This is a genomic window from Endozoicomonas sp. ALC020 (assembly GCF_049275935.1).
Classification (GTDB): Bacteria; Pseudomonadota; Gammaproteobacteria; order Pseudomonadales; family Endozoicomonadaceae; genus Endozoicomonas_A.
In genome coordinates this window covers 4,059,587-4,074,712 of sequence record NZ_CP184830.1, presented here as the reverse complement: position 1 = coordinate 4,074,712, position 15,126 = coordinate 4,059,587, and the positions used below count along the sequence as shown (strand labels likewise).

Below are 15,126 nucleotides of genomic sequence, written 5' to 3'. Positions count from 1 at the left end.
GTAAATAGTCTTAAATACTGGCTGCGCTGGGGGAATACGAACCTCATTCCCTATTTTCTTCCTCGGTGTATTGACCTGCGTACGCAAAAATATTGCCAGCTAACAACGTAAGCCCCTTGACCAGGGCGACCAGGGGAAAGACGGCGTTATTGGCTCCCAGATTGAGCTCATCATTGACATTATGGAAGTCTTTGGGGAATTTTTTATGCATGTCGAAGGTTTGCAAACCTTCCGGGTACAATGTGGCATCCAGGTTTCCGGTTTCCTTTATATGTTTTGAGAAACACTCAATAGAAGGATCAAGTGCACTGTCACCTTTCGCCTCATAGGGTTGTTTGGCTGTCCAGTACAAAATTTCCTCGGCTGTTCGCTTCAGCCAGGAGCGGTATGTGGTATCGTCAAGCCCCATCAATTCTTGCAGTCTTGGTCTGGGCGGCGATTCTTTTTCTTTTGCCAACAGGCCAGACAGGTATTCATCCAGTAGTTGCTCAATAAAGTTTTCTGTCTCTTCCACTGCCTGTTGATTTTGATAGTGATAATCCGAAGAGTCCCGGCGCAGGCGAGCTCTTAACAACACTGCTGCCAGCAGGTTTTCGCAGAGGGAGTTGACAAAACTTAATCGCTGAAGAAGCTCGGGAGTATAACCCGACGTTTTTGAGTCTCTGGCAGTGAGGCCGCTTTTCATAGAGCCATAAAACTCAACATCGCCCCAATCCCGCAAACCATCCCAACCAAAATCAGGGCGTTCAATGGCTTTAACCCAGCCCCCAAAGGTTCCCGGTAATGGCCAAGCATAAAAATCAGAGTTACCCAACAATGCGCTAAGGAACACCCAACGACGGCCGGTAGCATGAAACGCCGGGATCGTTGACGTGGGCATAACGCCAACGCTGCCATTAAGTACGCCAATGTCGTGAATGCCATTCAACAAGCCTCGCTCGGCGATCGCGTAAGGGTTGTCGGTTGCATCCGGAGTATGGGCGTATTTAGCGTAATTTTCTGTCGCTTTGAAATGGTAGACCCGGAAGGCTCTTTCACCATTAATTTCGCTCACTTGTAAACGATCAGTGAAACCCGGGATACTTTCGGGAAGATCCTTTTCCAGTACCATGATGTACTCTCCAAAACGGGGTTTCTGGCTTTTAAAGCGGCCACTTTTGGCAATAAATTGATGCATAATGCCTTCCTGTGCCAGAGTGGCTTCGGACTCTCCAATTCGCTGGAATTTATAGAAATCAACTTGCTCACCATTCTGTACTGCCAATGTACGGCCACCGACGATGGTTCCCTCTCCTTCAAATAGCGACAATGAATGTTGATGTTGACCAGGATAAACCAGTTTAAAATTTGTGTGATCCGCACGGTCAAATTCTGATTGCAACTGACAACTTGCGTCTTTATCGGCAATCTGAAGGCTATTTCCCTTAAGAGACGCCACCTGCCTGAGTGCCAAAGTGTTGGGTTGTTGGAGTTTGAGAGGATTCACCGGTTTTGTTAATGCTCTGGAGACATCCAGTTCGGATAAAAGGGCAGGATTATTGAGATAAGCCAGAGTATCATCAATCAAATGCCGGGGGAGATAACGTGGCCACTCCGTCACTAACTGCTGCTTGTTGGCAATGACCTTGTTAGCCAGGACATGAATAAGCCTTTGCCGGATTGCCGGGTCGGCGCAACGCTCCTCAAAATATCCTTTGTCATTGAAGTGGCTCAAAAAAAGTGGATAGGATTCAATGTAGTCTATTATGATGTCGGCTTTGGCGGGCCGTAATTTTCTGGAGATAATGTGAATCGCTCCAGCTTTAAAGGGCTCAGAACCCAGAACCAGAGCGTCTTGCTTACGCTTTATGTCTTCTGAAAAAGGTTCTGAGCAAGTGACAGGAAAATACGGATAAACAACATTTATAACTTGGTTTTTAAAATCATTACTTGCATTAACTTTATTGAAGAAACGAGTAATCATAGGCATAAAAAAAAGGTGACTTACTTCAGGCATACTATCCAATATTTCCAACAATGATTCTTTTGCTTCCTCAATCAACTCCTGAAACAGCTGATCACCGACATCTTTAACAAGTAAAATAAAAAAAGGATTAGTTCTTATCAATCTTTTCAGCAACAAAGCAAGTTTTTCTCTATCATCACTGTATTTTTCAATACAACATTGATAAACCTTGGACAAGGTATTGATTTGTGCAGTGTAGAAATTATATCTTGCTTCCAACACCGATGAAGTCATTTTTAGCAGGAATTCTTCAAAGAAGTCAGGATCATTCTTCAGCGTCTCAAATTCACTATCACTTCTGAGGATATTGATAAAATCAGCATGCAAACTGTCACTATTAAGCGAATCCAGAACAACCTTTTTTGTTATAAACTGAGCCGGAACCTGTGATAACCGGCACAGACCTTTTGATAACTGCAAAAGGCAGTACTCTCTGTTTTTGTCCCGGATTTTGAATGGCAGCTTACTTATCTCTATTCTTCCTGAACGGATAAGCTCATCATAAAAATCATCATCTTTAAAGCTTTCAGGCAGAATATTTATAGACTTTATTTTGGCTGCGATATCCAGTCGCTCATAAATCTGCACAGCCAGTTGCGGCGGTGTAAAACAGGGAATACCGTGAAAACTTGAGCATTCAGTCAGAAAATCTATATCCTTTTTTAATTCTTCAGGAAAGCTGCTGTAGTCAGGCCTGATGCCTTCTTTCCTGATACGGGTCAAACACAACTCTTTTTCCCTTTCAGGTGTTGATGCTAATACCTCCCAAAATTCATCACTCCCCTCCATTGCGAAACGCTTCCAAAGCTGATTTCTTATAATCCCTGACACAAGGGTGGGTGATTTGAAAAAATCTTCAGGCAATTTTTCTTCAGCGTAATAATCAAGAAAGTCGATAACCTCTATAAACTCTTCTATTGTGAATCTACCTTTTTCTTCATCCAGGAGTCTTTGTATCAGCTGGAATTGTTTGTCGCTGAGGATAGCAGTAGATGTCCCCGGAATAGCTTTAAACTTTTTAAATTTTGGTTTTTTTTTAGCGGCTACAAGACTATCTATCTCTAAAGCAGCGACTCTGGAGGCAATCCCCACGTCTTTTCGTTTTTTTCTTGTAATGGGATCTGGCCTGAAATCTGTGGGATTGACACCAAATAGATCATCACCGGCAAGGCTGACGGATCTGCCGAAGACCCTGGCTGCATTTTTTTTATCATCAGCTGTAGCAATGCAGGTAGAAGGGTTTAGCCTTGAATTACATGAGGGTTGATTTAATTGATCCATCATTTTTATCCTTTCTCTGATTGTCCTTAATCTTGACGGAATTCAGCCCGATCAAGGAGTACTTATATATTTTGACTCTTAAATTAGACGAAAGTTCCAAAAAAGAATGATCGCAGAATTGAAGAAAAGGCCGCTGGCTCAGCCAGTGCCAAACCTCTAAATAGCCTGAGATATCGGAGTCAGCGGGGGAATACCCATGTCATTCCCTATTTTCATCTTCAGTGTACTGATTGGCGAACGCAAAAATATTGCCGACTAACAACGTAAGCCCCTTGACCAGACTGACCAGAGGAAAGACGGCGTTATTGGCTCCCAGGTTGAGTTCGTCATTCACATTATGGAAGTCTTTGGGGAATTTTAAATGCTTATCGAAGGGACGCAAACCTTCTGGGTACAATGTGGCATCCAGATTTCCAGTAGCCTTTATATGTTTTGAGAAACACTCGACAGAAGGATCAAGTGGACTACGGTCTTTGGCCTCACTGGGCTGCTTTGCCGTCCAGTACAGGATTTCCTCGGCTGTCCGCTTCAGCCATGAACGGTATGTGTTATAGTCGAGACCAATAAATTCTTGCAGTCTTGGCTTGGGCGGACACTCTTTTTCTTTTGCCAACAAGCCTGACAGGTATTCGTCCAGTAGTTGCTCAATAAAGTTTTCTGTCTCTTCCACTGCCAGTTGATTTTGATAATGATAATCCGCAGAGTCGCGGCGCAGGCGTGCTCTTAACAACACGGCTGCCAGCAGGTTTTCACAGAGGGAATTGACAAAACTTAACCGCTGCAGAACCTCGGGAGTATATCCCGAAGTTTTTGAGTCTCTGGCAGAGAGGCCGCTGCTCATGGAGCCAAAAAACTCAACATCGCCCCAGTCCCGTAAACCATCCCAACCAAAGTCAGGGCGTTCAATGGCTTTAACCCAGCCTCCAAAGGTTCCGGGTAATGGCAAGGCAAAACAAATGGAGTTACCCAACAATGGAGTAAGGAACACCCAACGTCGTCCGGTATCATGAAATGCCGGGATCGTTGAAGTAGGCATAACGCCGAACTTGCCATTAAGTACGCCAATGTCGTGAATGGCGGCAAACAGGCCTCGCTCGGCGTTTGCGTATGGGCTGCTGGTTGTATCGGGAGTATGAGCGTATTTAGCGTAGTTTTTTGTCGCTTTGAAGTGGTAGACCCGGAAGGCTCTTCTCCCATTAATATTGATCACCTGTAAACGGTCACTGAAACCTCGAATACTCTTGGGGAGATCCTTTTCCATTACGATAAGGTACTGACCAAAACGGGGTAGCTGGCTTTTAAAGCGGTTATTGGTCACCCTGGCAATAAATTGATGCATAATACCTTCTTGTGCCAGGGTGGCTACGGACTCTCCAAGTCTCTGGAATTTATAGTAATCAACGTCCTCACCATTCTCTACTGCCAGTGTACGACCACCCACGATGGCTCCCTCGCCTTCAAATAGTGATAATGGATGTTCAATACTATCAACCCACAGCCCAAGCCTTTTCATCGGAAAATACAATGGATGCAGACTGCAATAAACCGGTTCAAAATAAGTGCGATCTGCACGGTCAAATTCTGATTGCAACTGACGACTGGCGTCTTTTTCGTCAAACTCAAAGCTATATGCGTGGAGAGACACCAGCAGCTTAAATGCCGACGTATTGGGTTGTTGAAATTTGAGTGGATTCACCGGCTCTGTTAATGTGCCTGAGACATCCAGTTCTGAGAAAAGGGCAGGATTATTGAGATAAGCCAGAGTATCGTCAATTAATTTTCGGGGTACACAACCTCTCCACTCCGACATGAACAGCTGCTTGTCTGCAATGATTCTGTTAGCCAGAACATGAATAAGTTTTTGCCGGATTGTTGCATCCGTACAACACTTCTCCAAATATTTTTTGCTATTAAAACGACGTAAAAAAGATTGATAATACTCAATGTAATCTATTATGAGTTCGGCTTTATCAGGTTTTATACGTCTATCTAAAATATGCGTTTTTCCAGCATCAAAAGGTTCAGAAGCCAGAACAATAGCATCTTGCTTTAGTAATATATCTTCCGGAAAACTACGGGAATAATCTTCAGGAAAATACGGAAAAACAACATTCATAACATCGCTTTTAAAATTATCGTCTGCTTTAACTTTCTTAAAGAACAAAGATAGAACTTTCGTATCAAAACCCTGACTTATTACAGGTCTAATGCTTAACATCTCTAACAGTGATTCTTTTCCTGTTTTAATCAATCCCTCAAGCAACCTGTCATCCTGACTTTCAACGTTTATAACAAAAAAAGGATTAGCCTTTACCAGTTTTCTTAACAATAAAGCAAGTTTCCCCCTGTCATCCCTGAACCTATCTGTACAACATTGATAAACAGAAGACAATGGATAGGCTCTTGAATCTTCGAATTTCATTTCTCTTTCCAACGCTGTTAAAGCAAACTTGAGAACGACTTCTTCAAAGAAGTCAGAATCATTGCTCAGCATCTTATACTTGGTATCATCTTTAAAAATATTGATAAAATCAACATGCAAACTGTCACTATTGATCGAATCCAAAATAGCCTTCTTTGTTATAAACTGATCCGGAACCTCTGATAACCTGCAGAGACCTTTTGATAATTGCAAAAGGCAGTACTCTTTGTTTTTGTCTCTGATGTAGAATGGCAGATATTTAAGTTCGATTCTTCCTGAATGGACAAGCTCATCATAAAAGCCTTCATCTGTAAAACTGGGCGGCAGAACATTGATAGAATTTATTTTAGCTCCTATGTCCAGGTGCTCATAGATCGACACAGCCAGTTTCGGCGGTGTATCAGGAGGAATACCCTGCAAACTTGAGTATTCAGTCAGAAAGTCCATATCGTTTTTTAGTTCTTCAGGAAGGCTTATGTAGCGAAACCTTAACCCCGTTTTCCTGACATCAGTCAATAATATCTGTTTTTTCCTTTCGGGTGTTGATTGTAATACTTCCCTCATTTTATCACTTCTGTCCAGTTTGAAAACATCCCAAAGATGACTTCTTATTATCCCTGACAAAAGAGTGGGTGATTTGTAATAATCTTCAGGTAATTTTTTTTCAGGACAAAAATCAAGAAAGTCGATAACAGCTATAAATTCATCGACTGTGAATCTACCTTCTTCACCATTCATGAGACTTTTAATCAGCTTGATTTGTTGGTCGCTTATGAGAGCAGTGTTTGCATCCTGAATGACTTTAGGCTTTTCTGAAGGTCCGGGTAATTGTGCTTCGGACTTTATATCTCTGGCATCGGTAAAGTCCATTTTTGATGTGCGTTTAGTGGCTTCACGGTTATCTCCATCTAAAGCAACGGCTCTGGAATAAATTCCGATCTCTTTTTGATCTTTTTGTCCTGTTACTGCCGTGAAATCTGCGTGTTTGATTCCCACCAGCTCAACGCTGACAGGGCTGACGCTTCTGCCGAAAGCATTGCCATCATTTGCTTTATTCTTTTTCGGAACATCGGCTGCAGCAATGTAAGTAGAAGTAGCTGGTCCTTCATTATGTGGGAGTTGAAATAATCGTTCCATCGTTTTTTTCCCTGCCTTTAATTGTCCTTAATCTTGACGAGGATGAGATTTCCCAAAGAATGCTTAGAATTTAGACCCGTTAATTAAACGAAAGTTCCAAGAAAGAAGAATCGCAGAGTTGAAAAAAAATTCGATAAAATTCAAACGTTAATCCGCCTGAAAGAGTGGTTGTGTTATTGCAATTCTTCCAATTGGCTCTCAAGATTTTTAATGCGATTATATGCAGCCCGATTTTCAAGCACGCAGTAACATGGGTCATTGCAAACAGAAACACAATCGGCTTTTAACGGGCCATAATGACAATAATCTATATAGGTAACGATTTCCTCCCAGTCAGGATAGTCTTGGCAATTTGTCAGTTCGATGTTCAACCACTCTTCAATAATCACCCGTTCGTCCTCACTCCAGCCATTACGCAGAGGTAGGCAGTCCTTGAGCAAGAGTTTTTTTAATTCACTGTACTTTTCGTCCGGATTGAACGTCGGGTATTCCGTACCTTTTTCTTCATAAAAAACCCCTTTCAAATAATCGTATTTACCAAAAAAAATAAATGCACCGTGGAACTTCACCAAAGCTTGATACTCCTCGGGGGCAAAACTGTCTCTACCAGACCAGTCTTTATTCAGAAACTCATATAACGCTGTCGGCAACCTCGTTAATATTGAATCTGCCAGTGACTTCACTTCATCCTTGGCAGGCCAATCGTCTCTACGGTTATGATCATAAAGAAAAACCAATCTATCATGGACATGCGATGTAAGAGCATCTTTAAGTTTTCCCGGATTGACATGCAAATCAAAACCGGAGGGGCTGACAGAATTTTGTGGGTAGAGCAGTATTATGTCATTTTCCTGAAACTTTGCCGGTGATTTTTCAGCACCTGTTTTTACAACACCGGGTACTGGCGCAGTCATTTGATGCTCATCCAGCGATTGCTCCGGATGCTCACGGGAAACAGGAAGCCGGGTTACTGGCATCAATGTTTCATCCACTGGCTGCAAAGGTGCAACGAATTTATGGTGTGCGGGTTCTGTAGGCCTGGCAGGATCAAATTCTGGTTTGTTTGTAGCGACAGTGTCTACAGTCAAAGCTACGACTCTGGAGGAAATTCCGATCTCTTTTTGATCTTTTGGTCCGGTTATGTGATCTGCTGTCAAATCGGGGCAATTGGCTCCCACTGGCTCACTGCTGACAGGGCTGACGGTTCTGCCGGAGAGTTTGCCCTGATTCGCTGGAGCATTTTCTACTTTATCATCTGTTCCAACAGTAGAAGCAGAGGGAGTTACCCCATAATCAAATGAGGGTTGTAGTAATCGATCCATTGTTTTATTCCTTACTTTAATTGTCTTTAATCTTGTCGAGGGAGAGCCCATCTAAAGAATGCATACGTATTCTAGACCCGTTTATTTAACAAAAGTTCCAAAAAAAGAAAGATCATAGAGCTGAAAAAAGACCTCTGGCCGGGCCAGTGTCGCAAAAAACAATGTGAATAGCCTGAGGTACAGGATGAACTGTGGATATCCAGGTCATTCCATACTTTCATCTTCAGCGTATTGACCTGCGTAGGCAAAAATATTGCTGACCAACCGCGTAAGCCCCCTGGTCAGAGCGACCAGTGGAAAAACAGCGTTAATGGCTCCAAGGTTGAGCTGACCATTCGCTCTGCAGAAGTCTCTGGGAAATTTTTTCTGTATTTCCAGGGGATGCAGAGGTTTCGGGTACAATGTTTCATCAAGACAGCCCTTCTGCTTTAAGTGTTCCGAGTAACACTCACCAGAGAGGGGAGAGGCACAAGGGTCCGTCACCTCACAGGGTTGCAAGGCAGTCCAGTAAAGGATCTCCTGAGCTGTGCGAGTCAACCATGAACGGTATTTGGAATCGTCTATTAATTCGAGTGCCGAAGTATTGCGCAGCTGAAAGTTAAGAGGATTAACGGGTTCTGACAATTTGTCAGAAGCATCCAGTTTCGAGAAAAGTGCCGGGTCTTTGAGAAAATCCAGAGTATCATCCAATAATTGTCGGGGGAGACAAAATTGCCAAACATACAATACATCTTCTTTATTAGTAACTAACCTTTCTGCAAGTATTGGAATGAGCCTTTTCCGGACTATTGGATCATTGCAAGACTTCTCCAAATATTCTTTATTGTTAAAAAGCCTCAAAAATTCCCGATTCCGTTCAATATAGTCAATTACAGTGCGAGGGTCAGCGGGCAATAACTTTCTGTTCAGAATGTGATGACATCCCATATCAAAGGCTTCAGATTTGAGCACTATTCGATCCAGCTCATTCTGAATTTCATCTGGAAGATACTCGATCCCATGATCAGGAAAATAAGGATAAACAACATTCAAAACATGGGTTTTAAAAGCGCTGTCTGCATTAACTATTTCAAAGAAACCATAAAGAGCCAAAATACTAAAACCTTGGCTTACTTCAGGCCTACTACTTAATATGTCCAATAATGAATACTTTGCTATATCGATTAACTCCTGAAACTGCTCACCCTTAAAACCCCCAATAGAATTCAATACAAAAGGATTAACTTTCACCAGTTTTTTTAATAAAAGACCAAATTTTTTTTTGTCATTTTCATACAGTTTCGAAGCAAGAGAATATACCCTGAACAGGGACCTTCGATAGGCATCATCGACAAGATTATTTGTTTCCAATTCAGCAGTTACCACCTTGAGCATGATTTCTTCAAAAAAGACAGAATCCTTGGTGAACAGGTTGCATTTCTGGTAGTAAATACTCTCAAAATTATGATACCAATTACAGCTACTGAGCGAATCCAAAATAACTTCTTTTGTCAAAAACTGAGCCGGAACCTCTGGCAAATCACACAAACCCTTTGATAGTTGTGACAGACAATAAGCTTCGTTTTTACTTTTAATATATTCTGGAAGGTCTTTAAGCCTTATCATTCCTGAGCGAATAAGTTCATCATAAAAATCATCATCTTTGAAACTGACTGGAAGATTTTCCAGCGATTTCATTTTCGCTGTGGTATTCAAGTGGCTATAAATAAAAACGGCCAGACTGAATGGTGTATCTTGGGGAATACCATACAGATTCGAATACTCAATAAGAAAATTAATATCACATTTCAATTCATCGGTTAGATCATCGAGGCCACATCGGAAAGGTATATACATAGGCTGGGCCAATAGTATACCCTTGGTTAGCTTATTTTTTGGTAGTTCTTGAATCGCAAAAATACCATGTCTTACAAACTCTTTCATAAGAATTGGCGATTGATGATAAGCTCGAGGCAAAAATCGGCTAAGGTCTTGTCGTCTTATAAAGCTGATAATTTTAGTGAATTGACCTTCTGTGAGTTCATGGCCTCGACCATCAATAAGCTTTTGAATCAGCTCGACTTGTTCTTCCGTAAAGATAGCATTGCTCGTGCCCGGGCTCGCTTTAAGCTTTTTTAAAGTTCCGGGTGTTGATGCTTCGGACTTTATCGAAAGACCAATATCTACAGCATCGTTAAAGTTCAGCTTTGTTTTGCGTACACTGGCTTCACAGGTATCTATATCTAAAACAACCACTCTGGAGGACATTCCGGTCTCTTTTTGATCTTTTGTGGGTTCTGATTCGAAATCTTCTCGATTGAAGCCCAACGTTCCATCGCTGACAGGTCTGACGACTCTGCCGGAGATATTGCCCTGATTTTCTCTAGCATTTTCTGGAACATCGGCTTTAGCTCTGTCAGAAGTTCCAAAAAAACACAGAGTCGGAAAAAGACCCCAGCCCGGGCCAGGACGGCACAAAATAATCTAAATAACCCTGGATGCAGGATGCAATGGCGGATATCCACGCTATTCCCAATCAGCACCCTCGGTATATTGGTCTTCGTAGGCAAAAATATTACTGACAAACAGGGTAAGCCCCTTAACCAGACTGATCAGGGGAAAAACAGAGCGCCTGGCCCCAAGAATGGACTGACCAGTAGCCAGGCGGAAATCTCTGGGAAATTTTTTATGCTCATCCAGGGGGTGTAAATGTTTCGGGTACAGTGTTTTATCCAGGCGTCCACTGCGTTTCAGATGTTCTGAATAGCACTCGCCAGAAGGGGTAAAAGCACAAGGGTCTGTGACCTCATCAGGTTGCAGGGCAGTCCAGTATAGAATCTCCTGGGCTGTACGAGTCAACCATGGACGATATTTAGCATCGTCAAGTCGCATCAATTTCTGCAATCTTGACTTGGGCTGTAATTCTTTTTCTTTTGCAAACAAACCCGAAAGGTATTCGTTCAGTAGCTGTTCAATAAAGTTTTCTGTCTCTTTCACTGCCTGTAGATTTTGATAATGATAATCCGGGGAGTTGCGACGCAGGCGCGATCTCAACAACACGGCTGACAGCAATTTTTCGCAAATAGCATTGGCAAAGCTTAGCCGTTGCAAAACCTCCGGAGAATAATCCGTAGTTTTTAAGTCTCTCTTAGTCAGGCCACTTTTCACAGCGCCATAAGACTCCATATTGCCCCAATCCCTTAAACCATTCCAGCCGAATTCAGGACGTTCAATAGCTTCGATCCAGCCCGTAAACTCTCTGGGTAAGGGGAAGACAGAATAAAGTGACTCGTCCAACAACGGACTCAGGAACACCCAGGGACGTTGGCTAGCGTGATAGGACGGTAACCTGGACTTAGGCATAATGCCAAACTGGCCATTAAGTACGCCAATATCATGAATGCCCTTCAGTAGACCCTGCTCAGCTGTCGCATAAGGGGTTCCGGTTACATCAGGAGTGTGAGCGTATTTAGCAAAGTTGTTTGTCGCCTTGAAGTGATAAACCAGACTGGCTCTTTTACCATCAAAATCGCTCGCTTGTAAGCAATCAGTGAAACCTTGGGTACCCTTGGGAAGATCCTTTTCCAGCACCAGAAGGTACTGGCCAAAACGGGGTTTCTGACTTTTAAAGCGGTCACTTTTGGCAGCAAATTGATGCATAATGCCTTCTTTCGCCAGGGCCGTCTTCAACTCTCCGACCCGATGGAATTTATAGTAATCAACCTCTTCACCATTGGCTATTGCCAGTGTACGTCCACCAACGATGGTACCTTCTTTCTCAAACAGTGTTATCGGATGTTGACCAGGATAAACCGGTTGAAACTCTGTTTCAGCGGCACGAACGAACTCTGACTTTAATTGTCGAGTGGAATCTTGATCCGCAAAATGAACACCAAATGCGTGAAGAGCCACCAGTAATTCGAATGCCGAAGTATTGGGCAGTTGAAATTCCAGAGGATTAACGGGTTCTGTGAGTTTTTCAGAAGAATCCAGTTTGAAAAAAAGTGCCGGATCTTTGAGAAAATCAAGAGTATCATCCAGCAATTGTCGGGGCAGATTATCCTTATAATCATGCAATAAATCATGTTTATTGGCAACAAGCCTTTGTGCAAATGTATATATGAGTCTTTGCCGGAGTATCGGGTCAGTGCAGCAACTTTCGAGATATTCTTTGTCTTTAAAAAAGTACACAAACTCCCTGTGTCGTTCAATGTATTCTACTACAATGCTACGATCGACAGGCCGTAACTTTCTGAACAGAAGATGCTCTTTTCCCTTGTGAAAGGGCCTGGATTTGAGCACCATTTTATCTTGCTCCTTGAGGATTTGCTCTGGAAAACGAATACGGGGTTTGAAAGACTCCCCAATATGAGCAAGAACATAAGGAGAAACAATATTCAGGACACGGACTTTAAAACTTTCATCTGCATTCACTTTGTCAAAGAAACCATCAATTAGTCCAGGGTATAAGCCATGACTTACTTTAGGTCTCCTGCTTAATATGTCTAATAATGACTCCTTTGCTATGCCGATTAATTGCTGAAGCAAGGCAGCATCCAGATTTACAGTGTAAAGCAAAATAAAAGGATTTGCTTTTGTCAGTTTTTTTAATAATAAACCAAATTTTTCCCCATCTGCCTCATATCTTTTTAATGCAGAATTATGCACCTCACACAAGCAGGAATCGTTTAAATCAGAGTATAATACAGAATCGAACTTATCCAACATTCCCAATTCGACTGTGACGAACTTGACCAGTAGTTCTTCATAAAAAACAGGATCACTGGTGAACATTTTGTATTCATCGGAACAAATTCTACGAAAATTACGAAGCAAATGTTTACCATTATTAATCGAACTCAGGATGGATTCTTTTGTCATAAAATGAATCGGAACGTCTGATAATTCACAAAAGCCATTTGCCAATTGTGAAAGGCAGAAGGCTTTGTTTTTATTTTTAATGCGTTCTGGAAGGTAATCAAGCTCGATCATTCCTGAACGAATGAGCTCGTCGTATAAGTAGTCACTTTTAAAACTGGCTGGAAGACGATGCAAGGACCCTATTTTTTCCACGGTGTCCAAGTGACAATAAATAAAAATTGCCAATTTTGCTGGTGTGCTGTAGGGAATGCCATAACGCCCTGAAAATTCAATAAGAAAATCAAGATCTTTTTTCAATTCATCAGGTAATTTATCATAGCGGGTAAGGGTACGAATACCATCGCTCTGAGCTAAAAGTATATCTTTAGTTAGTTTATCTACTGGTATTTCGTCAGCGCATAAAACACCATTCCTCACAAAGTCTTTCATAAGGCTGGGTGATTCTAGATAAGCATCAGGTACATATTGCCTGGAATTTATTATTGAAAAATAGTCGATAACGTTCACGAACTCATCTTCTGTGATTTCACTGGCTTTGCCATCAAGGACCTTTTGAATCAACTCGACTTGTTTCCCGGTAAGAAGAGCGGTGTTCACACCCGGACTAACCTTAAACCTTTTTAAAGGTCCGGATGATGAGACTTCGGGCTTTACCATAAAACTTCTAAATAACGCAGGATGCAGCACCCACAGCACCGGTGGAACGTCGGAGAGCTTTCCTGATTTCCAGATACCACCTTCCGGCATCAACGTTTTAACCACTGGCTGCAACGCTTTAGCAAGCTTATCGTGAGGGGGGGTTATGATCGTTTTAAGGCTTCTTTCGTTATGTTGAGAGGAGGCCTGAAAATAAGGCTTGCCAGTATTCTCTGGCTCCTGATTGTTTTGCTGAAAAGAGGCTATGAAAAAGTGTAGAACCGCCTTTTCCAGCAGTTGCAGAATCAGCTCAGCGCGGTTGGCATTCGCCAGCTGTTTAATGGTCGCGTCAACGCTGGTTTTGATGTCCTGCTGCCCCTGCAAAGTCATACCAAAATGCGGGTATGGAAACAGTTTATAGGTCAATTGCAGATGGCTGTTGCATTCGGGTTGCTGCTCGCCACAAAGTGAGAGCTGACCGCTATGACCATCCGCCTCAAATTCAACGTTGCCAGCGACCTGTGACACAGGGAGGCTGGTTGAGGCCGAATCCGGATTTTGGATCAAAGCTATGGTGTTTTTAATGACCGCATCGCTTAGCAGGCTAGCAATGGAAAAACCATTGGCAAAATCTTTCGCCTCATTATGCAACAACGACTCAATACTCACCGGTAAACTTTCTGAGTTTCCAGTGTTGGTCAGGGTGACTAAAGTTGACTCCCTGCTTTTGTCTGAATAGTCAATATCAATGCGAATGGCATTTGCCGCCATGGGTGAAACCCATGAGAGATCAATATGGACGACACCGTGTTGCGAACTGGCCTCGTACAGCTCCAGCCAGGGGGAGTAACCCTCAGCTAATGGAGTCTCGGCCAACCAGGGGCTGATGGATGGGTTCAACGGGAATGGCGTTATTCGCAAAGTCTGCTGGTGACTTTGCTGCTGGTAAATCAGCTCCAGGTAAAATCGCTTGCGAATGTGAGGAGGGTCCACCTGAATTTGTTCTGATCCCAAACGAGTCCCGGTATACCAAGTGTACAAGGCACTTTTTACACCGGGCAAAATGGCCATGGACAAGACTTGAGCGGTGTGCAGCATCAAAGGGTTTTCTGTCCAGCGGCTCAGTACGGAGGCTGTAGTTTTACTCACCATCCAGTAAATCATGGCGTTAAACGCCAGCGTGGGCAGTGTGCGCAAACCGTTCAGTGATAAATAATCGCCATAACGTCGATAAGTAAAATCATCTCCAAGACGGAAAAAGAAGCCCAATGGCGACACACTGTGAAACTCAAAATCAAAAGGTGAAAGTGTATTTAACCCGCTTTCAGCTTCACGATAACCGTGATTATCCGTATCTGAATTGCTGATGCTTGCCCAGGACAACTGCAGGGTAAAAATAAAAAATAATGCGTATCTTCTCATGAGATTGTTTAAATCCAATCATTGATGAACGCACGAAAACA

General features: G+C 42.7%; 5 protein-coding genes. All 5 read right to left on the bottom strand.

What is annotated here, in order from left to right:
* Positions 1-43 precede the first annotated feature (43 nt).
* The gene (locus ACOJUO_RS15255; protein ID WP_422137418.1) at positions 44-3,289 is read right to left on the bottom strand and encodes a hypothetical protein; all 3,246 of its coding nucleotides are present in this window, start codon (positions 3,287-3,289) and stop codon (positions 44-46) included.
* 196 nt (positions 3,290-3,485) lie between these two features.
* Positions 3,486-6,845, bottom strand: a complete 3,360-nt coding sequence (locus ACOJUO_RS15250) for a hypothetical protein (RefSeq protein ID WP_422137417.1) — start codon at positions 6,843-6,845, stop codon at positions 3,486-3,488.
* 173 nt (positions 6,846-7,018) lie between these two features.
* Positions 7,019-8,167 (bottom strand): hypothetical protein, encoded by a 1,149-nt coding sequence (locus tag ACOJUO_RS15245; protein WP_422137416.1) that lies wholly within the window; start codon positions 8,165-8,167, stop codon positions 7,019-7,021.
* 204 nt (positions 8,168-8,371) lie between these two features.
* Complete coding sequence (locus ACOJUO_RS15240; RefSeq protein ID WP_422132880.1) at positions 8,372-10,624, bottom strand: hypothetical protein; 2,253 nt, start codon at positions 10,622-10,624, stop codon at positions 8,372-8,374.
* Between the two features lie 48 nt (positions 10,625-10,672).
* Positions 10,673-15,085 (bottom strand): hypothetical protein, encoded by a 4,413-nt coding sequence (locus ACOJUO_RS15235; RefSeq protein ID WP_422137415.1) that lies wholly within the window; start codon positions 15,083-15,085, stop codon positions 10,673-10,675.
* Between the last annotated feature and the right edge of the window lie 41 nt (positions 15,086-15,126).